We start from the raw sequence: 26899 nt of genomic DNA on the forward strand, positions 1-26899 counted from the left end.
GCATGAAAGTTCTGGTGATTGGCGGCGATGGTTATTGTGGTTGGGCAACAGCATTGCATTTGTCTAAACTCGGTTATGAAGTTGGTATTGTTGATAACCTAATTAGACGGCATTGGGATCAAGAGCTTGGTGTAGATACCCTAACTCCGATCGCATCTATTCAAAAGCGGATTGGTCACTGGCAAGCGATCTCAGGTAAAAAGATAGACTTGTTTATCGGCGATATTACTAATTACGATTTTCTGTCTAAAGCATTTCGTCAGTTTGAACCTGAAGCATTAGTTCACTTTGGGGAGCAGAGATCGGCACCCTATTCCATGATTGACCGAGAGCATGCTGTATTGACTCAGGTTAATAATGTGGTTGGCACCTTAAATATTCTCTATGCGATTAAATCTGATTTCCCTGATTGCCATCTGGTCAAGCTTGGCACTATGGGCGAATACGGTACCCCTAATATTGATATTGAAGAGGGGTATATTACGATTGAACATAATGGGCGCAAAGATACTCTACCCTATCCTAAACAACCAGGTAGTTTTTACCATGTCAGCAAATGTCAGGACTCTTTAAATATTCACTTTGCCTGTCGGATTTGGGGATTAAGAGCCACGGATTTAAATCAGGGTGTTGTCTATGGGGTTTTGACCGAGGAAACAGGCATTGATGAGGTTTTAATCAATCGTTTAGATTATGATGGGGTATTTGGTACAGCCTTGAATCGTTTTTGTATCCAAGCTGCCATTAATCATCCCTTGACTGTCTATGGTGCTGGTGGGCAAACTAGGGGTTTCCTTGATATTCGTGATACCGTGCGATGTATTGAGTTGGCGATCGCTACTCCCGCAAAAGTAGGAGAATTTAGGGTGTTTAACCAATTTACAGAACTATTTTCCGTGGGAGATTTGGCACTAATGGTGCAGAAAGCGGGGACATCTTTGGGGATGAATATAGAAATCAACCATATTAATAACCCTCGGGTGGAGAAAGAAGAACATTACTTTAATGCCAAAAATACCAACCTTTTGGATTTAGGGCTTAAGCCGCATTTCCTTTCTGATGCTTTGCTAGATTCTTTACTAAACTTTGCGATTAAATATAGCGATCGCATTGACCGCGAACAAATATTACCTAAAGTTTCTTGGCGCTAGTACATTAGTTATTTTTTAGTGCTTAATTCGATATTTGCGATCATGATAGGCTCAGGAAAAATTGGCAATTTATTTTAATAAATCATCGTAACAAATCACAGAAATTGTCTTTCCTAACTTTTTTTATTATGGTTTGTAGTATGGTTCAGAAAAATCTATTGATCGATTGACAACACGCCCCTGAAAGAGTACTAATCCTGATACTAGTTAATTTATGCCTAATCTGTATAAATATTAAGAATAGACTGCTAATTAGTTAATTTAAACTATCAAAATGTTATCTTAAGTTTAAGAATTAGTTAGCCCTATTAGTTACATTTAAAGTTCTAGGCATTGAAATTAACTTAATAATTAATTAAGCGATCGCTAACTAATACTTGTAAATATAAATTTAAATATGTACTGAAACAGGCGAGGTACCCCTATGAAAATCATAATTCAGGGTAAAAATATTGAAATTACTGACGCAATCCGTGAGTATGTCGATCAAAAAATCGAGAGGGCAGTTAATCATTTCAAATCTATTACGACGGCTGTAGATGTGAATCTTTCTGTGGCGCGTAATCCCCGAATTATTTCTAGTCAATCGGCTGAGGTCACTATTTACGCCAACGGAGCAGTGATTCGAGCGGAAGAAAGAAGTGAAAGCTTGTATGCCAGTATTGATTTGGTAGCTGATAAAATCGCCCGCAAGTTACGCAAATTTAAGGAACGCAAAACCGCCAAAGTTGCCCCTAAAACCGCTTTAGCAGTTACAGAGCAGCCTCCGATCCCACTACCAGATCAAAATCGTGTACCTGAGTTGCCTGCTCAAGTTATTCGTAATAAATATTTCGCCATGCTGCCAATGACTGTGGAGGAAGCTGTAGAGCGTTTAGAAATGGTTGATCATGATTTCTTTGTATTTCGCAATGTGGCAACTGATGAAATTAACGTTGTCTATGAACGTAATCATGGGGGGTATGGAGTCATTCAGCCCCACGGAGTTAAGGGCTAAAAATCACTAAAGTAAAAACTAAACTAAATTAGAATGCCATTGTGAAATAGTGTTGTGATCGGTTAACCTTGTTATGTCTTGGTATCTAAATTTGTATTAGAAAATAAGTATGTTTGGTCTAGGCTTACCTGAAATGATTATTATCTCTGTGGTAGGGGTAGCTATATTTGGTGCTAAACGAATTCCAGAGCTTGGTAAGTCTATAGGTCAAACAATTCGAGGATTTAAACAGGGGCTAAAAGAAGAACCTGATTTGCCTGGGCAGCCATCTAAGACTGACAATAATAACTAAACTTTTGGTGAATGAGGTCATAAGATGAACAACTCGAATGAGAATCTATTACCAGATGCTGGGGACAATGACAGGTTAACCACAGCCCGAATTACAATGCGTGTACCCCAAAATTATCACAAGGAGCCAATTATTTCCCGCTTAGTGTCCGATCATGGTCTGACCGTGAATATCGTTGCGGCAATTTTAGGGGAAAATGCTAAAGAAGATGGTTGGTTTAATTTAGAACTAGAAGGCACGAGTCATCAAATTCAAAGCGCATTAGTATATCTTGAAGAGCTAGATCTAGAAATTTGGGATAAGAGTGCTTCCGATGATGATACTTGGTAAGATTATACCTAGAATCAAAAGGCTGCTTAAAAACTTGGTTTTAGTTTTATTAGTGGTGGTGCCTTTTTGTCTGGTTATATCGCCTAGTATTTCCCAGAATAATCCCAAAAAACTCTACGTTGCTTATCCCTCCCCTAATCATCAAACTCAAAGTGATCACATATTTCTAATTGGTACTGCTGCCCCAGATGGAGATGTGCGGGTTAATGGGATGCCGATTAAACGTTCGCGATCGGGGAATTTTGCCCCCAGTTTCCCTTTACAGTTAGGACTAAATACTTTTAAGCTCAGGTATAAAAATCAAAGTCTCGATCTCAGGGTTAGTCGGTTACCAGATTTCATTGAGCTGCCCAAAGATTTAGGGTTTCTGCCTACATCGCTTATGCCTAATGTCAATATATCAAGGCTACCCAATGAGGACATCTGTTTTGAGGCGATCGCTACTCCCCAAGCAAACATCCAAGTAAAGTTATCAGACTTTGTGATTCCCTTGGCGAAAAATGAGCAATTGCAGCTACCGCCTAACTCCGCAATTCTTACCAATACTAATCTGCCTTATCCCAGTGCCAATGGTTCCTTCCGAGGTTGCACACAATTTCCAGAATCAGGGAATTTAGGTAAACCAGAATTTATAGCGACTTTAGGCGATCGAATAATTTCGCAAAAAAGTGGTGGGAATATAACTATTCTGTCTCCCCAAAAAATCGAATTGGCAAAAGTGATTGTAGAATCGGGGGTAGCTCGTAGTGGGGCGGGATCTGACTTTTCTCGACTAACTCCTTTACCCAAAGGTACGGTAGATCGCATAACTGCAAGAAAAGGTGACTGGGTACGTTTGAGCTATGGCGGTTGGATTGATACAAAGTCGGTGCAAATTACTAATGCTAGTGCTGTTCCCAATTCCTTAGTGCGGAGCTTTAACACTCGCAAAGTCACAGGATGGACAGAGTTAATCATTCCTTTACAGATACCTGTACCAATTACGATTACTCAGGGTGATCGCAATTTCATTTTAACCCTACATAATGTTACTGCCCAAACTGATACGAACCTAGTTAATGATGATCCAGTGGTTGAGCGTATAGATTGGCAGCAAAGAGAACCTAATAAAGTCGAATATACAATTAGGCTTAAATCTACTCAGCAGTGGGGATATAAGGTTAGATATGAAGGTACGAGTTTAATTTTATCTCTTAGGCATCCACCCCAAATTAATTCGCAACTAAATTCGTCAGTTAATTCACAACTTAATCGACAGGGGAATAAATTTATTAATTCTACTGATAAGAGATCACTACAAAACCTCAAAATTCTCCTTGATCCTGGACACGGTAGTAAAGAAGACCTTGGAGCCAGAGGCGGTAATGGCTACCCTGAAAAAGATGTAACTTTAATTGTGGGTAAGCTATTAGAGCAGGAATTACTAAAAAAAGGTGCAAAAGTAACTTTAACCCGTAGGGGTGATGATGATATTTATCCCCAGACAAGGGCAGAAATGATCGAAAAACAAGAGCCTGTGATCGCTATTAGTCTGCATTACAATGCTCTTCCCGATCAGGGGGATGCCGAGAATACTAAAGGTATTGGCACGTTTTGGTACCATGCCCAAAGTCATAGTCTAGCTATGTTTATCCATAATTATTTAGTTAAAGATTTGAATCGCCCTTCCTATGGAGTATTCTGGAATAACTTGGCATTGGCTCGTCCCACAGTGGCACCATCAGTACTGTTGGAATTAGGTTTTATGATTAATCCTGAGGAACTTGAGTGGATTATTAATCCCGTAGAGCAGAAGAAACTGGCTAAAAGTTTATCAGATGCGATCGCTCAGTGGGTGGTTACAGGAGAGTCAAAGTAATTATCAATGCTCATGAACACATACTAAAGGAATAAGCGCAACTAACCGCAGAACTGTGGAGATAAAAAAGATGCCAAAAATACCTTCATAATGAGCGGATTGGGCTAAAATTCCACCTACGGTTGTTCCTAAGGCACTACCTATACCCGCTACGGCGGCGGCGATCGCAAAAAAAGTGGCATGATGTTGAATCGGAGCGATCCCAATCTGAATATTGTTAATTCCTAGATCAATTGCTGCCCAAGTTCCTCCTAAAAACAGATGAAATATCAATAGATAAATCCATAATTGAGATTGTACTTGTTCAATACCTGTAAATAACCAAAATAGCGGTGTAATAGAGATTGCTAACCCTGCAAATATTAATAAAGGTCGATTACCCATGCGATCGCTTAATCTTCCCCAGACCAAAAGCATTAGCATATTGGCTCCACTTGATAGACTGCTAAACAGACTCACCCAAGTAATATCAACATTGAGATTATCCAGCATATAAAGATTAAAAAAGGGTGTACTGAGGTTAACTGCAAAGCCCCAAAGAGCAAAATAGACCAGAAAAATAATCAGATTACGATCTTGAAACGGAGCAATCAGATTCTCAAATAAACTTTTAAATAGATTTTCCAAATGATTTGCTAGATGATTTCCTGAGCAATTTTTAGGTTCCTCCATAGTTACTGCAACTGGAATCGATTCGACTAGAAGCACAGATTGATATTTTTGAGGATTAATATCGATCATGAATTGCTGACAGAATAAACTGGCTAAACCCGCTAAAATACTGATGCTTAGAACAATGCCATAACCTGAGATCGCCCCATCTTGCCAATTAGAAATTATAAAACTAGCGATCGGTACACAAAGTAACCCTGCCAAATTACTGATAATATTGCGAACACTGTAATAGCGACCCCGTAATTTTGGTGGAACTAATGCTGCCAGCCAACTCATCCAAGAAGCACTACCTAATGCTGCTAATATATTGGAAACTATGACCAAAGTTAAGGCTAAATACACCATTTGTGTAGAAGAATCAGTATTTGCCCCTCTTAAAATAATGGCGATTAATAAAACCAACCACAGTAATCTTGATGGTAAAAATATCAAAATCCCATAGTCGTGGCGACTACTAAAGCGATTAGATAATAATGCCCCAAGGGGTTGTAAGAGATTAGCAACCATCGGTAAAGAAGCAACCATCCCAATTTCAAAGGGATTTGCCCCCAGGTTCAGTAAAAAGCTGCTGAGTAAAACCCCGCCAGTGACATTACTAAAAACTGTCGATAAGCCACCATCTACGGTTGAAGCTATGAGACTAGTCCGAACGGATATTCTTGGAATAGGGATTAACTCTTCTTGAGAAGATATTTCGATGATCAAAATAAACCTACAATGATACGGAGAAAGCACTTTTCTCGACTACTATGTCCTAACCCTCGGTAAAGTATTGATCATGACCTTACCTCAAAAAAATATAAGAATTAAAGTTAAAGATAAACTTTCACACCGATGGAGAGTTCGCTCTCGCTTAATCTTATCTACCCTATTTTCTTTAATAGTATCGTTTCTACTTCCAGTTTGGTTTAGTTTATCTACAAAGATTCTCTGTGTATGGAATGCTGGGATGATTAGTTTCTTAGTCTCAACTTGGGCGCTAATGATCCAAGCACAACCAAAAACAATGCGCCGTAATGCTCAAAGTCAAGATGAGGGACGCTTAGTAATTTTAAGCTTAGTCACTGCAGCTGCCTGTGCCAGCATATTAGCGATCGCTTTTATTTTGAGAGAAGCAAAAGGTAAAGATATTAGTATCGTAATTTTTCATATAGTTCTAGCAGTAGTGACAATTATTGGATCATGGCTACTTGTACACACGATTTTTGCCATGCACTATGCCCATGAATATTATCAAGATCACCAAACCCAGAGTGATTGTAAAGCGGGAGGATTAGACTTTCCTGAGGATATTGAACCAGACTATTGGGACTTTTTATATTTCTCTTTTGTAATTGGGATGACTAGTCAAGTTTCAGATGTCCAGATTACCTCGCGATCCTTGCGGCGTTTATCATTACTCCACGGTATTCTTTCCTTCTTTTTTAACACTGCGATTGTTGCCATGAGCATTAATATCATTGCTGGTTTAATTCAATAACCATCAAGATTTAATCAAGAATTACGACATTCTCATGCAATTCAAGCAATTAAAACAATTTGCAAATTATAGATATACATTATTTCACACGCCTATCTGTCAGATTAGAACAAGTTTGAAAAGCTGATGACATTCTGTTTTCTAAAAAATATTAGTGTCAATATCAGCAAGAAGTATTCAGAGAAAAAGAACTTCTCCTAAGTTTTAAACTCTCTAATCAGTATGGAAATATTAACTATGTCTAACCCAGTTAAAGAGAAGATTTCTAGCAATCTTGACAAAGCTAAAAAGAAAGGCAAGATTAGAACTGAAAACATTCAAGAAATTGTTAAAGATGCGGTTTCACAAACAGTTGTGGAACTAAAGGAAGGCGCAGATGAAATTCGCACAATTATCAAAGATGCGATTTTTACTGTAATTACTGACTTAAAAGGAAGTAAGCAGGAAAATACAGAAATAATTACTGCTTCTATTCAAGGAGCGATCGCAGGAAGCACTTCTGCCCGCCAACAGGAACTTGCTCAACAACGGGCAAAGTTAGCAGAACTTCAAACCTTACTGGATCAAAGACAGCAAAATTTAGATCTAGAAATTAGTGAAGTCTTACTAGATATTAAAGCCATTTCACCTGATTCCTCTGACATTAATTCAGAAGCGATTAGTATGGCTGTTAAAACTGTTCAAGACCGTCAAGAATCTCAAACATTTCAAGAACAGTACTTTAATCTACAATCTCAACTAACAAACTTAGATCAAAAGTTAGAAGCTCATTATGGCGATCGCTATAGTGAAGTTAAACAGCAATGGCAACATGCTAAGGCTTGGTATAGTCAAAAAGTGAGTGAAGCGGAAGCAATTGAGAATACTCCTTTACAAGAAAAGAACTCAGAAATCGAAAGTAATTTGGGTGATTTTGGGGCGATAGTTGCCCGTAAAGAAAAGGAAATAAAAGAGAAAGTTCAAAAAATATGGGGAAATAAGGGCTTTGGTTCTAAGTATTGATTTCAACCAGATTTCAAGCTGAAAACAAGATTAGTCCTAGGTTTAGACTCCATACCATCTCCGTATCCATCTAATTAACAAACAAAAAATATGAAATTAATTCTCGGAATTCTGCTCCCACCCCTTGGTGTATTTCTAACCTACGGCTTTAGTTCAACTCTGCTCATAAATATTGCCTTAACTCTATTAGGTTGGATTCCCGGGAGTATTCACGCTGTGTGGGCAATTACTAAGCATCAAGAACAGGAAGCAAATATTTAAAGCGTAAAAACTAAATTATTACAGGAAAAAAATATGTTGGGATACTTTGTAACTATATTGGCGACTGCTCTAGGACTGCTCGTAGTGGATATAGTGGTACCGGGAGTTGATATTGCTAACTTTCCCGCCGCAATTGTGGCAGCGATCGCCATTGGCTTAGTGAATGCTTTTATCAGACCGATTCTGCAACTTTTATCTCTACCACTAAATTTCTTGACTCTAGGCGCATTTTCCTTTGTTGTGAATGGAATCCTATTTTGGTTGGCTTCAGTTTTTGTGCCTGGCTTTACTGTAGGCGGACTAGTGGCACTAATTTTGGCTCCCATAGTTCTATCTTTTAGTAGTACTTTTCTGAATAAGTACTTTGCGGAAAGAGGAATTGGGCAGATAGAAAGCAATAAGGCAGTAGATAAAGCTTAACCAGAAAACGAATATGAAGACTGTACACTCTGTTTCTAAGACCATATTAATGTTGGCTTTAATCTTAAGTTTAACTTTCACAACTGCCTGTGGCATAACTAATACTCAGAATCCTAATCCTGTAAAAATTAGTCAAAAGTCAGAATACGGACAACTATCCAAGGGCAATTCTACGGCTGGTCAAGATTTTGGGAATTGGGTAATTACAACTAGTAAAGGCTTGATTAAAGATGCTTATGTCCGTGATGGCAATAAATTGGGAGTCGTCATCTCTTCTCAAGTTCTACCCACTGATGTTAAAAACTTAATTCAATCCCTAGCCCAAGGTTTTCGTCATAATTTTCCGAATCAAGACTTGACTGTTTTAATCTATGCCCCTGATAAGAAGTTAATTCTAACAGCACGCTATGATAATCAATCCAGACAAATCGACTATCAGCAGGCATCTTAACTTAATAAACAACTTAATAAACATAAGAGCTATGACAAGTACAAGTGATGAATACAAGCGTCAGATCATGAAAGATTTGGCGGGAGGGAACAAAGAAATTCTCCCCGATGAGTCTGAGAATTTTGATAAATTTGATGATTTTGCCCAACGTTCAACCCATGAAGAACGCCGTAATATATTTAGTAATCTGTTTCAGCCTGATCGCATTTCCTCCGCAGAAATGGAACCAGAACTCCAAAAAGCGATCGCCAAGATTCAACCAAACCAGAGAGATGATGTTGCTAGAGAATTTTTTAGCCATCTGAAAAAACGAGGTTTGAGCGATCGTGAATTAGAGAGACAATTAGGTTTATCTAGTCGTGATCCTAATCGGATGAAACCTGATGATGTTGCCAAACTAGCGGGTTTTGCCTATCACTCTTATCCTGATATTTTTCATGAGGTTCTAGCAGATCAGCCTGCCTTAGTAAAGTTTCTTAGTAATCCTCTGGTCGGTGCAGCTATAGGTGCGATCGCTTCTAAATGGCTTCATAAATAAGCTACTCCCTTCCTACTAAGAATACAGTTAATTAAATGGGGTGAAACCCCTTACCCCCTGTTACTATAGGCATTATTTGAATTTGTCACTATTCTGACTCAAGCAGCGATTTTAGCTACAAATTTTACTGATTTTGTTAAGCTGAATTTGTTTAGATTAAGATGATTAGGTAAATAATGGCATAAAAACTCTGCATGGATACTCCGTCTAAAAATCTGAGCAAAAATAAATGGCTGATAGCTGCAATTTGTATAGGTCTTGGGGGCTTGGGATTTACGGCAATTTATGCCATTACCCATGTAAGCAACGGGCAACCTGTTGAGACCACTGCTCAACCGATCGCTGCTCCAAAGCCAGAACCCCAAATTAGTGCTCTAGGACGCTTAGAACCAGAGGATGAAGTAATTAAGGTTGCATCTCCTTCGGCATTAGGAACTTCTAGAATTGTAGATTTATTGGTTAAGGAAGGCGATACAGTACAGAAAGGGCAAGTGATTGCCAAACTAGATAGCTATGATCGGGCGATCGCTAGTTTAGAGCAGGTAAAAGCTATAATTCCCCAACGCCAAAGCAACTTAGAACAGGTTAAAGCTGGAGCAAAAATCGGGGATATTGAGGCACAAAAAGCTAACTATATGGCTAAAAATGCAAATGTATTAAGGTTAAAGCAAGAACTAGATAGTGCCATTCGGGATGCCCAAAGGTATGAAGAGCTATTAAAAGCGGGAGCCACATCGGAATTTACCCGTGATAGCTATGTGATCAAGGTAAAAAGCTTACGGGAGCAACTGGCACAGGCAAAAGAGGAGTTAACCCAAGCTGAAGGTTTACTTAAAAGCATTAAAGAAGTCCGTCCCACCGATGTTAGTATTGCTCAAGCTCAATTAGACGCTGCGATCGCCGATGTTAAAAGAGCCGAAATTGATGTGGACTTATCTCAAGTTAAAGCACCGATCACTGGACAGGTACTAAAGGTTTATGCTAAGCCCGGTGAAACTGTTGGTACTAACGGCGTAATCGAAATTGGTAATACCAAACAAATGTATGCTGTTGCCGAAATTTATGAGACTGACATCGGGAAGGTCAAAGTTGGACAGAAAGCGCAAATTACCAGCGAAGTTTTTAATGGTGAAATTTCGGGTAAGGTTGATCGAATTGGCTTAAAAATTGCTAAAAATGATGTTTTAGGTACTGATCCTGCTGCCAAAACTGATGTCCGCATAGTAGAAGTCAAAATTCGCCTTGATGATAGCTCTAAGGTTTCGGGACTAACAAACCTGCAAGTTAAAGTCAGAATTGATAGTTAGTTTTAATAGTTAACTTTAAAAATATTAACATGGCAAACTTATCTGGGGGCTTTGCTATTTAATTGCTAAGACAATTACGCCAACTGCGACAAGACCAATGCCGATCCAGTCCGTTGGAGATGGTCTTTCCCCTAGGAATCCAGCTGCAAAAATTGCCACTAGCACAAGGCTAAATTTATCTACAGGTGCCACTTTGGAAGCATCGCCAATTTGTAACGCTCGAAAATAGCAGACCCAAGAAACTCCTGTAGCGATCGCCGATAGTGCTAAGAACAACCAAGTTTTACCTGAAAGCACAAAGGGATTGCTCCACTTTCCTGTATAGATAACAAAGCCTGCCAAAATAAATACGATAATGATCGTTCTGATCAGCGTCGCTAAGTCTGAATCTACGTCTTGGATGCCAATCTTGGCAAAAATAGCTGTCAGTGCAGCAAAGATGGATGAAAGTACCGCCCAAAAGAACCAGTCAGTAGATGAGTTCATACTAATTAGCTTAGCAAATGGGATACTAGGGTCAGTTGATATTTAGCCTCTAGTGCCTCTTTTTTAAAATCAAGGCTCCATAGTTCTAGGGTACAGGGATCGTTGGGTTCTACGGGAATAATTCCTAGGTGAAACTGTTTAGCCTTGCTATCTATCTTGACTTTGACACCTTTAACAGCCCCAATTTGACGGCGATCAAGTGCCACTGCTAAACGTAAAAGTGGGTTAATCTCATCTACAAATTGACGATAGCGTTTATTGGTGAGCTTCCGATAGGTTTCATGTTTTTTCTTGGGTTCGCTGCGCCGATGGTATCTTGCCAAATTAGCGATCGCTTCAATCTGTGCTTCGGTATAACCTAAAAGTTCCCCATTACGAATGAGGTAGTAAGAGTGTTTATGATGGGAGGAATGGCTGATATAGCAACCTGAATTGTGCAGAATTGCTGCGGTTTTTAATAAATCCCGTTCCTGTTCTCCCCATTTATGTAAAATTCCTTGGGTTTGATCAAATAAACTGAGAGCTAGACGGGCAACCTGTTTACCATAGTCTAAATCAACGTTATATTTTTGTGCCAGCTTAATCACGCTGCGATCGCGAATAGACCCTTGATATTGCAGACGATCAGCAATTAAACCATGCTCAATCATCCAGTTGACAATTAAACCTTCCCTTAGTGATCGCTGGCATATAGTTAATTTGCCAGCATTGAGTAATCGCATTGCTTCCCATAGAATCATTGCCCCAGCTAGGATAATTTCTCCTCGTTTTTCTTTAGCCAGAGCAGTGCGTTGTGCCAAGGTCATTTGTCGCAGTTGTAAAACCACATTTTCCACATCGGCGATCGAGATTTCATAGCCCTGTAGTGGTTCGGGAATAGTGCCTAGGGTTTGCTTAGCATGGATCATTGCCACTGCCTCAATGCTCCCAGAGGTACCAATTAGGCGGACTGGCTCATTACCAAGATTAAGCTTAAGTTCATCGGTAGGGCGTTCCAGCATTCCCCGAATATAAATTTGTAATTTCTCAAACTCGCGATCGCTAATGGGGTCAGTAGTAATATATAAATCACTTAGGCGCACAGCCCCGACTTTAGTACTGCTGAGATAATCGGGATCATGACCATTCCCTAAAATTAGCTCTGTGGAACCGCCGCCAATGTCAATAATTACATGGGGTTGATTATTTAGCTCAAGGGCAGATAGGACTCCCAAATAAATCCGCCGTGCCTCTTCCTGTCCCGAAATTAAATCTACGGTTAACCCCAGTTTCTCTTCGATAGTGTCAATAAATTCCTGTCCGTTGGGAGCCTCGCGCACGGCACTAGTGGCAACACTAATAATTGCCTCAGCATTAAAACTACGACTGATTTCCAGACATCGAGCTAAGGCTAATAGCGATCGCTCCATTGCCTCTTTAGTGAGCATTCCTGTTTTGGCACAACGCTCTCCCAGCCGAACTGTGGCTTTTTCGGTGGCAATGACATTAAAGCTGGGTAAAGTTGTCTCTATGCGTACTACCACCATGTGGATGGAGTTAGTGCCAACATCAATGGCGGTGATAATGCGCTCGTTTGCTACATCAGTCATGTTTTGGTTTCTTAGGAAGACCTCTAGAAATTTAGAGGCTAATTTACAAGCTCAAATATATAATCTAAATTTACAAACTGAGGCATGAGGTAATTTACTTTTCTATTCTTACAGAACTTCGGTGTCGCTGCATATTTATTGCTAAATTATTGCTAAAACCTAAGGCTTTGCCTCAGTAGCTACCGCTTTATTCAACCGCCGTACCGAGACAATATCTGCCATTTTGTTCACCTGACTACAAATTTTTTCAAACTGACCGCGATCGCTAATATCAATGGTCATAGTTATAAATGCTGTTTTACCGGGGGCAGTCTTGACCGAAGCATCACGCACATTAATTTTATGGTCGGCAAGGCGAGATAGAATATCCTTAAGTACTCCCACACGGTCGATCGCTTCCACTTGAATATCCACAGGATAGGTAACAGGTCGATCGCATTTATCAGTCTGGTTCCAACGCACGGGAATCAAGCGATCGCTTTGCAGGTTAATAAAATTGCTACAGTCCTGTCTATGAATGGAAATACTGCGATTACCACCGAGGGTCACAACTCCAATAATTGGCTCACCGGGTAAGGGATGACAGCAACCAGCAATATGATAAACCATACCCTCGACCCCTAAAATTGGGGATTTAGATGCTGGGGATAGGGGTTGGCTAGGCAGCTTAATACTAGGTGGATTAGGTGATTGCTCCCGCAGCTTATTGGTGACGATATTTACGGAAATCTCACCATAGCCCAAAGCCGCTAATAGGTCATCGGTACTGTGGTAATTACATCGCTCTACAACCTTGAACATCTGCTCAGACTTTAGTAATGTGTCTAAACCAGTTTTACCTAATTCTTTTTCTAGCAGTTCACGCCCCCGTGTAATATTTTCTTCTCGATGCGATCGCTTGTACCATAGACGAATGCGATTTTTGGCGGTGCTAGTGGCAACAAAATTAATCCAATCCAGGCTGGGGTGAGCATTATTTTGTCTGAGAATAGTAACAGTATCGCCATTTTGGAGCTTGCGATCTAAGCTCACCATCCGCTGATTCACTAAAGCCCCAGCACAATGATTACCAACTTCAGTGTGAATCCGATAGGCAAAATCTACAGGTGTAGAGCCACGGGGCAGACAATGCACATCCCCTTTAGGGGTAAATACAAAAATTTCATCATTAAATAAATCCTGCTTCAGTGACTCTATATATTCTTGGTCATCTTTAATGTCTTTTTGCGACTCGACCATCTGTCGCAGCCAATTAAATTTCTCACTATCATTATTATTAAGACCGCCATTACTGTTAGGGTTGGAATTAGATTCCTTATATTTCCAATGGGCAGCAATGCCATACTCAGCCACATGGTGCATTTCCCAGGTGCGAATTTGGACTTCGAGGGGCTGACCATCTGGACTAATTACGGCTGTGTGTAAAGACTGGTAGCCATTAGGTTTGGGTAAAGCAATATAGTCTTTAAATCTACCCGGTACTGGGCGAAAACAATCATGGGCGATCGCTAAAATTCGATAGCATTCATCAGTATTATTAACAATTACCCGCACAGCGGCAATATCATAGATTTCCCCGTAGGGTTTTTGCTGCCGATGCATTTTTTCATAAATACCGTATAGATGCTTAGGTCTGCCCGTAACTTCAAAACCTGTAATCCCAATTTTCTGAATACGCGATCTTAAAATTTCCACAGCCTCGGTAATTCTGGCTTCGCGATCACTACGGGTTTCTGCCACCAAAGCCTTCATTTCTCGATATTGCTCAGCTTCGAGGTACTTAAATGCCAAATCTTCCAGTTCCCACTTAAATTGTCCAATTCCTAAACGATTGGCAAGGGGAGCAAAAATATCTCTAGTTTCACGGGCAATTAAAACTTGCTTATGGGGAGCTAAATGCTCTAGGGTACGCATATTGTGTAGGCGATCGGCTAATTTCACCACAATTACCCTGATGTCTTCTGCCATATACAGAAACATCCGCCGGAAATTTTCGGCTTGGCGTTCGGTTTTACTATTAAAGTTAATTTTGGATAACTTTGTTACCCCTTCTACCAGTTGACGTACTTCAGCCCCAAACTGTGCCTCTATTTCTGCTAATGTTACAGAGGTGTCTTCGACCACATCATGGAGAAACCCAGCCGCAATCATGGCACTGCCGCCACCTAAATCTCGTAGTAGGTTTGCCACCTGAATGGGATGGAGAATATACGGCTCACCCGATGCCCTAGTCTGTCCTTGGTGCAACTTATACGCTAGTTTAAAGGCTTGACAAACTATATCCTCAGATTCCTCTTCACCTGTTTGTATCTGCTTCCAACAGTCTTGCAACCATACAGGTAGCCAATCCTGATTGCTCTCGGGGTTGACATCGCTGACATTGCTATTATTATCCAGATCGGCGATCGCAGTTATCATTTTAGGTTAAGCCACGACAATTTTTATACTCTTCCATAATCCTAACTTAAACTTTTAGTTATGGAAGTTTACACGCTATTTTCATTAGATTACTCATTAAATAACTAAGGTTAGGCACTACATTCTCTTAATTTAATTTCAGAATTATTTAACTTTAATAACTCTGTCCATCAAACTATGGATTCATGATTTTCCATGCCTAAACTCATAATTTCTTAGGTAGGTAGGGTTATAGTACAACTAGACCTCAAAAACTTATAAGTGTTTGTGAATTATCTGTGAATGTAATTGATTACTTACGAATTAGCCTGATCGATCGCTGTAATTTTCGGTGTCGGTATTGTATGCCCGAAGATGCCGAATTAGACTATATCCAATCACAGGAAATCTTGAGTAATGACGAGTTAATTGCTCTGATTGATCAAGTATTTAGACCTTTAGGATTTAATAAATTTCGCCTGACTGGTGGTGAGCCACTTTTAAGAAAAGGATTAGTAAGTATAGTAGAGCAGATTGCTGCCCATCCTCAAACCCAAGATTTATCCCTCACAACTAATGGCTATTTACTCGCAGATTTGGGGCGATCGCTTTATGATGCAGGGTTAAGGCGTATTAATATCAGCCTAGATTCCTTGGATGCCAATATCTTCAGACAAATTACAGGACGCAATCATTGGCAAAAAGTTTGGGATGGAATTTTGACCGCTTACAATCTGGGCTTTAATCCTTTGAAACTTAATGTAGTTGTAATTCCAGGTGTTAACGATCAAGAAATTTTAGATTTAGCAGCCTTGAGTATAGATCGGGCTTGGCACATTCGATTTATTGAATTTATGCCCATTGGTAATACAGAATTATTTGAGTATAAAGGTTGGATTGATTCAGTATCTCTGCGTCAACAAATTGGCGATCGCTTTGGGTTAGAGTCCAGTAATTGCTTAGGTAATGGACCAGCAGATGTATATAAAATTCCCAATGCTAAAGGCACCCTAGGATTTATTAGTCAAATGTCAGAATGCTTTTGCGATCGCTGTAATCGGGTACGTCTATCGGCAGATGGGTGGCTGCGTCCTTGCTTATTAAATGAATCGGGACAAATCGATCTTAAAACTGCACTACGCTCTGGAGCAGATTTTTTGCACTTACGACTACAGATAAAAGAGCTTTTAAATTTGAAGTCAGAAATTAATTTCAAAGACCGCGATCGCGGCAACGCAGACAAAACCTATCACCGCACTATGTCCCAAATTGGAGGATAACTAAAAATCAACTTACGAATTATGAATGGAGATGAAGAACTTTATTGCAAAATTTATATTGATTGTGACTTGACTAAAGATCAGCTAATTCTGATTCTTGCTGATTTGCTAAAAGGTAGTATTGATCTTTGGAGTATTGAAACTTCTAATTTCATAATTGATGTAATGAAGAATAAAGATTTTGATCACCTCAAACGTCATGATTCTCTGGATGGATTTCTCTACTACTCTTATTACCTTGATATAGAACCCATAGAGAGTGTAGCTTCGGTGTTATATAAGGATAGCATTGGTAAACTTTTAGAGACTGTATGGCTTAAAGGTTATTTGGCTGTGGCTGCCTGTGATTTTGAGGAAGAATTACCTAGAAAAGGCGGTTACAAATGGCAAGGGACTTTATCTTGATATTTACTAAAAACCAAAACTAAAAAATAAAAGAGCTTAGAATTAACTATCCTAAACCCTCAAATTTTATAAATTTTGTTTAATTTAACTTAAGAAATTAGAACTTGGGATCATCATTCAAGCTAAACAGAAAGGGAACACTACTCTTATTATCACCACCGATTACTAAAACCTTAGGCATTTGTGCACCACCTGATCGCCAAGCTTCGATCGCTTCTTTTTGTAATACCAACTCTCCACCCTGAGCCTTCAAAGTTTCTGCTAATAATCTTTGTGCCTCAGCCCTACCCTTAGCACGGTTAACATCTGCTTCTGCTTCTTGGGATGCTTCTTGAGCAATATAAACAGCCCGTTGCGCCCGTTGTTCAGCAATTTGTTTTTCTTCTACCGCTTTAGCAAATTCGGGGGAAAAATTTAAATCAACTACGCTAGTATCCAAAATTACGATCCCGTATTTATCGAGGCGTTCGCTTAAGGCTGCATCAAAATCAGTTTTCAACTCTGAACGGCGGGTAATTGCTTCTTCAACAGTTCTGCGGGCGGCGGCAATTTTGAATGACTCTTGGGTCTGCGGTGCAATAATTTTAGACACAATATTTTGGAGAGTACCTTGCTTACGGCGAATTTCCACAACTTTGCTTGGATCAAGGCGAAAGTTAATGGCAAAGCTGGCAGTTAAACCTTGTAAATCCTTCGTTGAACTTTGAGCAGGAACTTCAAACTTCTGCACGGTCAAGTCATAAATATCTACCTTAGAAATACCCGGTGGTTTTAAGTGAATTCCTTCGAGTAAAGCTCCGTCTTGAGCAGAACCTAAAACACTGATTACACCTGCTTCCCCGGGGTTAATAATGATAAAAGAATTAAGACTGATAATTGCTAATAGGGTTAAAACTATGGCAGCGATCGCCGTTTGAATTCCCTCTGATTGCTTACCTTGAAACACGTTTTTGCCTTTATTTTCTACATGCTCCATTATAGGAGGGAACCTACACTTAAATTAGATTATAAAGACGATACTGATTACTAGGAACTTGGTGATAACTATCGAAATTAGAACCAAGTCTTAAGGTCATTTTCACAATACAGCATTTGTATAGATATGTTATGACTGTATTTTCCCCGCTGTTTAGCTAAAAGTCTAGTAACCGCCATGTCTATTACCCGTCGTGAATTTATGCTTACTTCTGGACTTTCTGTGGGCTTTGCCCTAGCTACAATTCCAGTTTCTGCTCAAACCATTAAAACTGATTCCCTAGGTTTAATTGCAGGGGAAGTAAAAATCCCTGTGGATAAGCTTGAAATTCCTGCCTATCGAGCCATGCCATCCCTAGGAGAGAATTTCCCTATAGTTTTAGTAATCCAAGAAATCTTTGGGGTTCATGAGCATATCCAAGATATATGTCGGCGCATTGCCAAATTAGGTTACTTGGCGATCGCCCCAGAATTATTCATCCGTCAAGGTGATGTTTCTAAACTTAGTGATATTCAAGATATTCGCAAAGTTGTCAACCAAGTTCCAGACCAACAGGTATTTTCCGATCTTGATGCCACTGTCAACTGGGCAGGCAGGTCTAAGGGAAATATTAACAGATTGGCAATTACTGGTTTTTGCTGGGGTGGACGTATTGTGTGGCTATACTCAGACCATAACTCCAAAGTCAAAGCAGGCGTGGCATGGTACGGCAAACTAGTGGGAGATGCTACAGAGTTAACGCCTAAACATCCCTTAGATATAGCTGCAAACCTAAAAACACCCATCCTAGGTCTATATGGCGGTGCAGATACAGGAATTCCTAATCAAACTGTTGAACAAATGCAGGCAGCATTGAGAGCTAATAATCCAAAATCACAAATCATTCTCTATCCTGATACCCCCCACGCTTTCTTTGCAGACTATCGCCCCAGTTATCGGGAACCACAAGCAAAAGATGGCTGGCAGCGTTTAGTAAATTGGTTTAAGGAGTTAGTTTAATTAGCAATTAGTTGGGAAATCTGCTTATGATTTGACAGGATTAGAAGTTGCTCTTTTTTGTCAATTTGGATCCAACCCTTTTCGCCCATGCGTTCTAAAACCTGTTCCGTATCTTCAAGGTTTACCCCTGCTAAGTCAGATATTTCTTGGGATGAGAGGTTAAATATTTCTAAACCCAAAGTTGTATCAGTTCCATAGGTTTCACTCAAATCAAGTAGAATATTCGCAACCCGCACTAGGGGAGCTTCCTGAGCTAACTGTAATCTTTGATTAACCTTACGCCATCTTTTAATGATCAGTTTCAACATGCGATGGTGAACTTGGGCATCTTTAAACAAAAATTGCAGAAACCTCTGGGCGGGTATGCTCAATACATTAGTTCTTGTCAAAGCGATAACACTGGTAAATCTTGGAGCTTCATCTAAAACCGCAGTTTCCCCAAATATCCCCCCCACACCCAAAACATCAAGGGTTAGTGAATCACTTTCTCGTTGTTGGCAAACTTTTACCCAGCCTGACAAAATAAAGTAAACAGCATTGCCCCAAGTATCCTCAGTGATGATTTTTTGCTTTGGAGCATACTCTTTCTCCACCGCCACACCTGTGAGCCACTCCAGGAGTTCTGGATCGGCTATATCAAATAAAGGAAAGGTCTCGCTGAGAGTTTCAATCTCCATGCAAATTTTAGGCACCCATTATTTCATAACCACAGTCAGCATAAATAACCTGTCCAGTGATGGCACTAGAAAGATCACTTGCTAGAAAGGCGGCAACATTCCCAACTTCCACTTGGCTAACTAATCGCTTTAGGGGTGATACTTCTTCCACATGGTGGAGCATTTTATGAATATCACCAATCGCCGCCGAAGCCAAAGTCCGAATTGGTCCTGCCGAAATCCCGTTAACTCGAATGTTTTGCGAACCTAAATCTTGAGCTAGATAACGTACATTCATTTCCAGCGCAGCCTTAGCTATACCCATGACGTTATAATTTGGTACCACTTTAACCCCACCAATATAAGTAAGAGTAATTACACTACCGCCATCGGTCATTAATGGTCTAGCTCCTTTGCAGAGGCTAATCAGAGAAAAAGCACTTACGTCTAAGGCTAACTTAAAACCATCCCTAGAAATGTCAGTAAAGTTACCACTTAGCTCTTCTTTCTTCGCAAAAGCCAAGCAATGGATCAGAATATCTAACTTTCCCCAAGATTTTGCGATCGCCCCATACATTTCATCAATTTGGGTATCATTCTGGACATCACAGGGCAGTAAAAGGTCTGGAGATAGAGGAGATACTAAATCCTTAACCTTTGATAGAGTTCGATCTCGATCATCAGGTAAGTAGGTAATAGCTAACTTGGCTCCCGCTTTATGTAACTGTTGGGCAATGCCCCAAGCGATCGAACGATTATTAGCAATTCCAGTAACTAGAGCAGTTTTACCACTCAAATCAAGCATATTATTTATAGGTTTGTAAGCATTTTTGTAGGCATATTTCTAAGCCTAAACTAAAAGACCCCAATGGCACTAGCCAAAGTTCTTTGCAGTAAGCTTAGCACTAAAAATGCCAACATTGGCGAAAAATCCATCCCACTTACAGGCGGAATAATAGAGCGAAATACGTTTAAGTAAGGATCAGTAACTTGACTCAGAGCAGCAAAGGGCTGACTAGACCAGTTAACATTGGGAAACCATGTCAAAAGTACCCGAATAAATAACAAAGCCAAGTAGATACTAATGAAAGAAAGCACTGTCTGTAGAATAATTTCCATATACCTATCCAAATAACTTCAACCTGATCTCTATACTTATCTTTATATTAGTATGCCTAGACTAAAATTTTTCTAACTAGAACTTTTGTATCTAGAACTTTTCTAGCTGGGGAGATTTGCCATTGGTTTCAGAAGTAGATAACTCTTTGCTAACAGCATCGATCGCCGCATTGAGTTGAGCAATCTTTTGTTCTAGCCCTAGTTTAGTTTTTGCAGCAATTTCTTCCGCAGTGGCAGGGGCGATCGCCTGATCCCCAGGATTATCATTATCTTCTTGGGCTTGATCGAGTACTTGGTTGACCTTAGAGCCTAAAATTACGCCTAAAGCACTACCAACTATAGTACCAAGAATAAACCCTCCCAAAAAGCTACTAGACTTTTCTGCCATATCCTTAAAAAGCTTTAAATTAAACTCACTTAACTCTCATTGCCAAATATTATACCGAGTTTTAAGTAATCTTACCCGTAGTTGGAGAACTAGCACTAGCATAATCTTTAACTGGAATCCGCCCTGCTAAGTATGCCATTCGACCTGCTAAAGTTGCCATACCCATCGCTTTACCCATAGTTACAGGATCATGTGCCTGGGCGATCGCTGTATTAATTAATAAAGCATCAGCACCTAACTCCATAGCATGTGCCGCTTCACTGGGTACACCAATTCCCGCATCAACCACCACAGGAATCTTGGCTTGCTCAATAATTATGGCAATATTGGCAGTATTTTTTAAACCCTGTCCTGAACCAATCGGTGACGCTAGAGGCATTACCGTAACACAGCCAACTTCTTCCAATGCCCTTGCCAACATCGGATCGGCATTAATGTAAGGCAATACCGCAAATCCCTCTTTAACTAACTGTTCAGCCGCACGATAGGTACCAATTGGATCGGGTAATAAATACTTGGGATCGGGAATTACTTCTAACTTGATAAAATTATTATCTTCTTGTCCTAAAATTTTTGCCATTTCTCTGCCCAGTCTTGCCACTCGTACCGCCTCATCCGCAGTAGCACAACCTGCTGTATTCGGTAAAAGCCAATATCTTTGCCAATCTAAAGCTTCGCCCAGTCCTTCATGCCCTTGTACACTAGCTTGAACTCGACGCACTGCCACGGTGACAATTTCACTACCACTAGCTGCGATCGCTTGACGCATAGTCTCAAAGTCAGCATATTTACCCGTTCCTGTCATCAGGCGCGAATTAAATTTTTTTCCAGCAATTTCTAAAATGTCCATTGAAAAATTTCTTTAAATTTAGTTTTATATTTCTCATCTCAGAATTTTATAACTAACAATCATCGACAGCATACCGTAGTATCATAAAGTAGTAGTTGTTAAACGTTAATGTGGAACTTTCACTAAAGAGCGAGTACGCAATCTTAGCATTGGTAGAACTAGCAACTCATTTTGAACTAGATCAGCCCTTGCAAATTCGCCAAATTGCCAGTCAACAAAATATACCAGATCGATATCTTGAACAGCTTTTAGCTACATTAAGAAGGCATGGATTGGTTAAAAGCCAGCGTGGTTCTAAAGGAGGATATATTCTAGCAAGGGAACCATGGCGAATTAATGTTTTAGAGATTATTCACTGTATGGAAGGGAAAGACCCAACCATGGGAGATGACCGCCTTTCTAACGAAGCAGAGAAAACTCCCACTGCCTCAGTAGTCCATAATATGTGGCAATCAGCGCAGACAGCCGCAGCTAATGTTTTAAAAAACTGTACCCTCAAAGACCTGTGCGAACAGGAAAAACAATTCAAGCTCTCTACTGCTATGTACTATATCTAAGAATTATTTCTAGGAATTATCTAAGGGTAGTTTTGGAGCTAGATAAGTAAAGACATTAAAAATTGGGGCAGTAAACCTCAATTCACGCTAATTCAATCACTAATTATTTTATTCACTGATTATTTATGAAAATTGCCCACAATGTTACCGAATTAATTGGTCGTACTCCTTTAGTCCAACTTAACCGTATCCCCTATAGTGAAGGCTGTGTCGCTACAATCGTTGTCAAACTTGAAAGCATGAATCCTTCGTCGTCAGTTAAAGATCGAATTGGGATCAACATGGTAGAGGATGCCGAAAAGAAAGGCTTAATTACTCCTCACAAGACAGTTTTAGTGGAGCCAACCTCTGGAAATACAGGGATTGCTTTGGCAATGGTGGCAGCAGCTAAGGGCTATCGACTAATTCTGACTATGCCTGAAACCATGAGCTTAGAACGACGGGCAATGCTTCGTGCCTATGGAGCAGAGTTAGAGCTTACGTCTGGCAGTGAGGGTATGGGCGGAGCAATTCGTAAGGCTACGGAATTAGTGGAAAAAATTCCCCATGCCTATATGTTACAACAGTTTAGTAATTTGGCTAATCCTGCTATTCACCTAGCTACTACGGCAGAGGAAATTTGGACTGATACCGATGGCAAAGTAGATTTTTTAATTTCGGGTGTGGGTACCGGTGGCACAATTACAGGCGTAAGTGAAGCTTTAAAAAAACGTAAACCCGAATTTAAAGCGATCGCCGTTGAACCAGCTAACAGTCAAGTCTTAGGGGGAGGTAAGCCAGGTCCCCATCGGATTCAAGGAATTGGGGCGGGCTTTGTTCCTCAAGTACTGAAGCGAGATTTAATTGATGAAGTAATTGCTGTAACTGATGATCAAGCGATCGCCTACGGCAGAAGATTGGCAAAGGAGGAAGGATTACTATCGGGTATTTCCAGTGGGGCAGCCTTGTATGCCGCCATTCAAGTAGCTAAAAGACCAGAAAATGCGGGCAAATTAATTGTGATGATTCAACCTAGCTTTGGGGAACGTTACTTGAGTACGCCTTTATTTCAAGATATCGAGTTGGTAACTTCGAGCTAGAAATTAGCAGTTTTTTATTGGTTTTTTATTAAAAGTAAGCTTGTGAGCCTATCTGCTTTTGCAGTTGTACTTGCAAGCTTTTAAACTGATTTTTACTATAAGTTTCGTCTGGATTACCCTGAATCACTAATCCCGAACTATTAGTTAAATTTTGTGAATTTACTTCGGATTCTGCCCATAGTAACCAGCGACTTTGAGAGTTGAGTTTCCCTAAGCTATCTTGCCGATGGGTAAGCCATACTGAGGGTAAATCTAATGGCAAAGAACTCGGATTGCTAGGGCTAGGATTAACACTGGCTAAGGTTTCTAAAACTTGCTGTTGTCCTTGAATAATGCCACTTTCATATGTCCATAGTCGGACATTTATATTTATCCCTTGGGCATAGAAGTATAAAGATGCTGCTGCTACTACCGCCTCTTCAAATTGGTAATCCTGCCATCCCGAAGATGTATCTAAGGCAATAACTAAGTCTTGTCCACCTAGGGTAATTTCTAGTTCTCTAATTTTAAGTTCACCGAATTTAGCACTGCTACGCCAATGAATTAGCCGAGTTGGGTCACCCCATCGGTAAGTTCTTAAAGCTTTGGTTAAACCCTCGTTGGCATTGGCATTTATATATCTTTGACTATAGGTTTTGGGGGTTTCTTCGGTTCCTATTTGATCAATTAACGGACATTGGGACAAATTTAAAACATGGGGATAGACAATTAATTTTTGGGATAATTTTGACGATATTTCCGTATTTGTAAGCGATCGCCTGCTCCGAAATAGACCAAAAGGGCTGGCGGTAATCAAATCAACTCGGTCAAACCAAAAAATGCCCCGTTTTTGAGTATCAAGAGTATAAGTCCATCTTAGTTTTTGCTGCGGTAATAATTCCTCAATTACTTTATGAGGTAGTGAATTAAGAGGTGTCAATAAATTTTGAGAATTATGATCGGGTATTAACTGCTTGGGAACAAAATCATAAACCTGAACTAGAGATTTAGTGTCTTTACCGATATTAACTATGACTAATTCCACGGTGATCGCATCTCCAGCACTCACAGCAGGTATAGGCGATCTAATGACTTCAATATCCCTAAGAACTCGGCGGGGTAAAATTCCCCCAATTAGTAATAGCGCAAAACTCACGCCACTAATCACATATAGCCAGCCCGATAAAGTATTAGTTGCTGCCGCAAAGAAAAACCCAGAAAGCATTAGCAACATTCCACCCGCAAACTCTGGTACACAGAAGTAAAACTCTAAGTAACGAAATAACTTTTTCATAGAGGTATAACTGGCTAAGGTTAGGGTAGTACTAATTTCGGAGTCCAAGTATCAAAATTAATATTAGACTAAGCAATTTGAGCCGCACGATCTTGAATCTCGGCAATTGTAAATACTGCCTTAAAATCTAAGCCAGCTGCAGCAAAACACTCTGCCCCACCTTGTAAGCGATCGACAAGAGTTAATACTAGGTTTACCTGATAGCCTGCTTCTTTAAGTTTCTCTACGGCAAGCATAGCTGAACTTCCTGTTGTGACGACATCCTCTAATACCACAACCTCAGAATTAGGCGGTAGAACCACACCTTCAATCCATGCCTGAGTTCCATGCGCCTTTACCTGTTTACGGACAATTAAAGCCGAAACTGGAGTATCTTGATATGCCGAAACTACACTAACGGCACTGACAAGCGGATCAGCACCAAGGGTAAGTCCAGCTACAGCCTTAACCCCCTGCGGTAACATAGACAGCAAGATTTGACCTGTCCACAATGCCCCATAGGGATGGAGTGTAACCTGCTTGCCATTAATGTAATAGGAGCTAGGCTGCCCTGACGAAAGAATGAAATTACCACTTTTATAGGCAAGGGTGCAGATTAAATCTAACAGCTTAGTTCTAGCTTCTGTGATTGCAAGCATGAAATTTTAAGGAATTTATATGTGATTGAGATTTAAGTATATTAATTTATGATCCTGTAAAAACTTAAATTACCTAAGGCTGTTCAACACATATTCAGGATATATTCACAGATTAAAATTCTTACCCAAGGACAATAATGGAAAAAATCTGGAATTAGACTTATATATCTGTTAACTTATTGCCATACTGTTTACGAAATTTACGAGATTTCTGCTAAATTATTACTAGATAATTGTGAGGGTTTATACTATGAGCTTGCGGTATTCTTTCAGGTCTGGTTTATTGGCTGCCACATTAGCGGCATTTTCATCTGTCCTAGCATCACCCAGTTTTGCTGAGCCTTCCTATACTTTCAATAGCTTAATGTCTGATCAAGATGTCTATCCAGTTAACTTGCCTTATACCTATAACGCTGCTCAAACCCTAGTTTTAGATTTGAGTTCTGATGGCTTTATTGCGCAGCCCTATATTCAATTTGACTATCCCGATCTAGTTGCTGAGAGACAACTAAACGGTTTCCGTAGCATAATTCGTGAAATGTACGAACGTCAGAGTCTTGATACTCCAACTATTCGCACTAGAGACTTACCTAGCGCTTACACCACTGCTTTATCCGAATCCTGTGGCTACTATTTAGTTACTGGTGCTGCATACCCGATCACGGGAACCCCCAATGCTACAGAATGCACACCCCCCGCCCCTGTGAGTGTGGCACCTGAGCCTCCTGCTCCTACCCCTGCTCCCCAGCCAGTAGCTCCACCTCGTCCAGTTCCTGCTTTATGGTAATTGATTAACCTTGGGTCAATTTTGAGGCAACGTGTTATTGGCTTAACAGGTGGAATTGCAACAGGTAAAACAGTTGTAGCTAAATATCTAAGTAGCCATTATCAACTACCAGTCCTAGATGCGGATGTATTTGCTAGGGAGGCAATTACTCCCTCTTTTTTAGAAACTTTGCATGATCGCTATGGCTCAGAGATTTTTCATGGCAATCGCACTCTTAATCGCAAGAAATTAGGAGAAATTATTTTTAGTAATCCTCAGGATCGAGTTTGGCTAGAAAGTCAAATTCACCCTTTTGTTCGTGATCACTTAAAGTCAGAGGCACAAAGACATAGTCCTGATCCAGTGGTTATGGTGATTCCATTGCTGTTTGAGGCAGGAATGCAAGACCTTGTCACAGAAACTTGGGTGGTAAGTTGTAGTTCAGAACAAGAACTAAAAAGACTGATGGAGCGAGATCAATTAGATATTCAATCTGCCCAGTTACGAATTAATAGCCAAATGCCGATGGCTCAAAAAGTAGCGATCGCAGATTATGTCTTAGATAACTCTAGGACTTTATCCGAATTATTTAAGCAAGTTGATAAGTTAATAGGCACTAACTGCTAGACTCATGTATTAAATTTGTAAGCTTAATTTCTTAAACTTTAATTTATTAAAT

31 protein-coding genes are annotated in these 26899 nt (G+C 40.0%); 19 read left to right on the forward strand and 12 right to left on the reverse strand.

The window, feature by feature from the left end; genetic code table 11:
- The first annotated feature begins 2 nt into the window (after nt 1–2).
- From SYN7502_RS09075 to SYN7502_RS09095, 5 genes are all read left to right on the forward strand, one after another.
- Complete coding sequence (locus SYN7502_RS09075; protein WP_015168536.1) at nt 3–1151, forward strand: NAD-dependent epimerase/dehydratase family protein; 1149 nt, start codon at nt 3–5, stop codon at nt 1149–1151.
- A 424-nt stretch (nt 1152–1575) separates the two neighbouring features.
- Entirely contained in the window at nt 1576–2148 is a 573-nt protein-coding gene (gene hpf / locus SYN7502_RS09080) for a ribosome hibernation-promoting factor, HPF/YfiA family (RefSeq protein ID WP_015168537.1), read from the forward strand.
- A gap of 109 nt (nt 2149–2257) precedes the next feature.
- A complete protein-coding gene (tatA, locus tag SYN7502_RS09085) occupies nt 2258–2440 on the forward strand; it encodes a twin-arginine translocase TatA/TatE family subunit (protein WP_015168538.1) in 183 nt (60 codons plus the stop codon).
- A gap of 24 nt (nt 2441–2464) precedes the next feature.
- Entirely contained in the window at nt 2465–2770 is a 306-nt protein-coding gene (locus tag SYN7502_RS09090) for an NIL domain-containing protein (RefSeq protein ID WP_015168539.1), read from the forward strand.
- A 34-nt stretch (nt 2771–2804) separates the two neighbouring features.
- Nucleotides 2805–4628: an N-acetylmuramoyl-L-alanine amidase gene (locus tag SYN7502_RS09095; protein ID WP_246828899.1), complete on the forward strand. Its 1824-nt coding sequence runs from the start codon at nt 2805–2807 to the stop codon at nt 4626–4628.
- A 3-nt stretch (nt 4629–4631) separates the two neighbouring features.
- Here SYN7502_RS09095 and SYN7502_RS09100 read toward each other — a convergent pair whose 3' ends face one another.
- On the reverse strand, nt 4632–6008 hold the full coding sequence (locus tag SYN7502_RS09100) for an MFS transporter (protein ID WP_015168541.1): 1377 nt from the start codon (nt 6006–6008) through the stop codon (nt 4632–4634).
- Nucleotides 6009–6081: 73 nt separating this feature from the next.
- Between SYN7502_RS09100 and SYN7502_RS09105 the strand changes: the two genes are divergently transcribed.
- The 7 genes from SYN7502_RS09105 (at nt 6082) to SYN7502_RS09135 (ending at nt 10762) form a co-directional block, all read left to right on the forward strand.
- Nucleotides 6082–6783, forward strand: a complete 702-nt coding sequence (locus SYN7502_RS09105) for a DUF1345 domain-containing protein (RefSeq protein ID WP_015168542.1) — start codon at nt 6082–6084, stop codon at nt 6781–6783.
- Nucleotides 6784–7020: 237 nt separating this feature from the next.
- Nucleotides 7021–7785 carry a hypothetical protein gene (locus SYN7502_RS09110; protein WP_015168543.1) on the forward strand — a complete coding sequence of 255 codons (765 nt, stop codon included), beginning with the start codon at nt 7021–7023 and terminating at the stop codon, nt 7783–7785.
- Nucleotides 7786–7875: 90 nt separating this feature from the next.
- Nucleotides 7876–8046, forward strand: coding sequence for a YqaE/Pmp3 family membrane protein (locus SYN7502_RS18605; RefSeq protein ID WP_015168544.1), 171 nt, complete (start codon nt 7876–7878; stop codon nt 8044–8046).
- A gap of 33 nt (nt 8047–8079) precedes the next feature.
- Entirely contained in the window at nt 8080–8466 is a 387-nt protein-coding gene (locus tag SYN7502_RS09120) for a phage holin family protein (protein ID WP_015168545.1), read from the forward strand.
- A 13-nt stretch (nt 8467–8479) separates the two neighbouring features.
- Nucleotides 8480–8917, forward strand: a complete 438-nt coding sequence (locus SYN7502_RS09125) for a hypothetical protein (RefSeq protein WP_015168546.1) — start codon at nt 8480–8482, stop codon at nt 8915–8917.
- A gap of 31 nt (nt 8918–8948) precedes the next feature.
- Nucleotides 8949–9455 (forward strand): hypothetical protein, encoded by a 507-nt coding sequence (locus SYN7502_RS09130; RefSeq protein ID WP_015168547.1) that lies wholly within the window; start codon nt 8949–8951, stop codon nt 9453–9455.
- Between the two features lie 194 nt (nt 9456–9649).
- On the forward strand, nt 9650–10762 hold the full coding sequence (locus SYN7502_RS09135; protein WP_015168548.1) for an ABC exporter membrane fusion protein: 1113 nt from the start codon (nt 9650–9652) through the stop codon (nt 10760–10762).
- Between the two features lie 54 nt (nt 10763–10816).
- Here SYN7502_RS09135 and SYN7502_RS09140 read toward each other — a convergent pair whose 3' ends face one another.
- The 3 genes from SYN7502_RS09140 to SYN7502_RS09150 form a co-directional block, all read right to left on the reverse strand.
- Nucleotides 10817–11248: an EamA family transporter gene (locus SYN7502_RS09140; RefSeq protein ID WP_015168549.1), complete on the reverse strand. Its 432-nt coding sequence runs from the start codon at nt 11246–11248 to the stop codon at nt 10817–10819.
- A 5-nt stretch (nt 11249–11253) separates the two neighbouring features.
- Entirely contained in the window at nt 11254–12837 is a 1584-nt protein-coding gene (locus SYN7502_RS09145) for a Ppx/GppA phosphatase family protein (protein WP_015168550.1), read from the reverse strand.
- A gap of 159 nt (nt 12838–12996) precedes the next feature.
- Nucleotides 12997–15252 carry a RelA/SpoT family protein gene (locus SYN7502_RS09150; protein ID WP_371257828.1) on the reverse strand — a complete coding sequence of 752 codons (2256 nt, stop codon included), beginning with the start codon at nt 15250–15252 and terminating at the stop codon, nt 12997–12999.
- 281 nt (nt 15253–15533) lie between these two features.
- Here SYN7502_RS09150 and moaA point away from each other — a divergent pair, with 281 nt between their 5' ends.
- Together moaA and SYN7502_RS09160 are read left to right on the forward strand one after the other, a co-directional pair.
- On the forward strand, nt 15534–16514 hold the full coding sequence (gene moaA, locus SYN7502_RS09155; protein WP_015168552.1) for a GTP 3',8-cyclase MoaA: 981 nt from the start codon (nt 15534–15536) through the stop codon (nt 16512–16514).
- Between the two features lie 21 nt (nt 16515–16535).
- Nucleotides 16536–16919 (forward strand): hypothetical protein, encoded by a 384-nt coding sequence (locus tag SYN7502_RS09160; RefSeq protein WP_015168553.1) that lies wholly within the window; start codon nt 16536–16538, stop codon nt 16917–16919.
- A gap of 97 nt (nt 16920–17016) precedes the next feature.
- Here SYN7502_RS09160 and SYN7502_RS09165 read toward each other — a convergent pair whose 3' ends face one another.
- Complete coding sequence (locus SYN7502_RS09165; RefSeq protein WP_015168554.1) at nt 17017–17895, reverse strand: prohibitin family protein; 879 nt, start codon at nt 17893–17895, stop codon at nt 17017–17019.
- A gap of 177 nt (nt 17896–18072) precedes the next feature.
- Here SYN7502_RS09165 and SYN7502_RS09170 point away from each other — a divergent pair, with 177 nt between their 5' ends.
- Entirely contained in the window at nt 18073–18894 is an 822-nt protein-coding gene (locus tag SYN7502_RS09170; protein ID WP_015168555.1) for a dienelactone hydrolase family protein, read from the forward strand.
- On the opposite strand, the gene SYN7502_RS09175 is transcribed toward SYN7502_RS09170, so the two are convergent.
- The 5 genes from SYN7502_RS09175 to SYN7502_RS09195 all read right to left on the reverse strand — a co-directional run bounded on the left by SYN7502_RS09175 (nt 18891) and on the right by SYN7502_RS09195 (nt 21907).
- Nucleotides 18891–19571, reverse strand: a complete 681-nt coding sequence (locus tag SYN7502_RS09175) for a Crp/Fnr family transcriptional regulator (protein ID WP_015168556.1) — start codon at nt 19569–19571, stop codon at nt 18891–18893. The two genes, SYN7502_RS09170 and SYN7502_RS09175, sit on opposite strands and share 4 nt — an antisense overlap.
- Before the next feature lie 7 nt (nt 19572–19578).
- The gene (gene fabI / locus SYN7502_RS09180) at nt 19579–20355 is read right to left on the reverse strand and encodes an enoyl-ACP reductase FabI (protein ID WP_015168557.1); all 777 of its coding nucleotides are present in this window, start codon (nt 20353–20355) and stop codon (nt 19579–19581) included.
- A gap of 50 nt (nt 20356–20405) precedes the next feature.
- Nucleotides 20406–20669 (reverse strand): YggT family protein, encoded by a 264-nt coding sequence (locus tag SYN7502_RS09185; protein ID WP_015168558.1) that lies wholly within the window; start codon nt 20667–20669, stop codon nt 20406–20408.
- 91 nt (nt 20670–20760) lie between these two features.
- Complete coding sequence (locus tag SYN7502_RS09190; RefSeq protein WP_015168559.1) at nt 20761–21057, reverse strand: ssl2009 family thylakoid membrane protein; 297 nt, start codon at nt 21055–21057, stop codon at nt 20761–20763.
- Between the two features lie 61 nt (nt 21058–21118).
- A complete protein-coding gene (locus tag SYN7502_RS09195) occupies nt 21119–21907 on the reverse strand; it encodes a thiazole synthase (RefSeq protein WP_015168560.1) in 789 nt (262 codons plus the stop codon).
- 110 nt (nt 21908–22017) lie between these two features.
- Between SYN7502_RS09195 and SYN7502_RS09200 the strand changes: the two genes are divergently transcribed.
- Together SYN7502_RS09200 and cysK are read left to right on the forward strand one after the other, a co-directional pair.
- Nucleotides 22018–22464 (forward strand): RrF2 family transcriptional regulator, encoded by a 447-nt coding sequence (locus SYN7502_RS09200; protein WP_015168561.1) that lies wholly within the window; start codon nt 22018–22020, stop codon nt 22462–22464.
- A gap of 125 nt (nt 22465–22589) precedes the next feature.
- Entirely contained in the window at nt 22590–23543 is a 954-nt protein-coding gene (gene cysK / locus SYN7502_RS09205; protein ID WP_015168562.1) for a cysteine synthase A, read from the forward strand.
- A gap of 28 nt (nt 23544–23571) precedes the next feature.
- Here the strand turns inward: cysK and SYN7502_RS09210 are convergent, their stop codons facing one another.
- Together SYN7502_RS09210 and pyrE are read right to left on the reverse strand one after the other, a co-directional pair.
- Nucleotides 23572–24816, reverse strand: a complete 1245-nt coding sequence (locus SYN7502_RS09210; protein WP_015168563.1) for a DUF58 domain-containing protein — start codon at nt 24814–24816, stop codon at nt 23572–23574.
- A gap of 68 nt (nt 24817–24884) precedes the next feature.
- On the reverse strand, nt 24885–25454 hold the full coding sequence (pyrE, locus tag SYN7502_RS09215; protein WP_015168564.1) for an orotate phosphoribosyltransferase: 570 nt from the start codon (nt 25452–25454) through the stop codon (nt 24885–24887).
- Nucleotides 25455–25737: 283 nt separating this feature from the next.
- On the opposite strand from pyrE, the gene SYN7502_RS20600 reads away from it, so the two are divergent.
- On the forward strand, nt 25738–26241 hold the full coding sequence (locus tag SYN7502_RS20600) for a hypothetical protein (RefSeq protein WP_210391277.1): 504 nt from the start codon (nt 25738–25740) through the stop codon (nt 26239–26241).
- 21 nt (nt 26242–26262) lie between these two features.
- Nucleotides 26263–26847 (forward strand): dephospho-CoA kinase, encoded by a 585-nt coding sequence (gene coaE / locus SYN7502_RS09225; RefSeq protein ID WP_015168566.1) that lies wholly within the window; start codon nt 26263–26265, stop codon nt 26845–26847.
- Nucleotides 26848–26899 lie beyond the last annotated feature (52 nt).

The sequence above is a fragment of the Synechococcus sp. PCC 7502 genome (assembly GCF_000317085.1).
Lineage (GTDB): Bacteria > Cyanobacteriota > Cyanobacteriia > Pseudanabaenales > Pseudanabaenaceae > PCC-7502.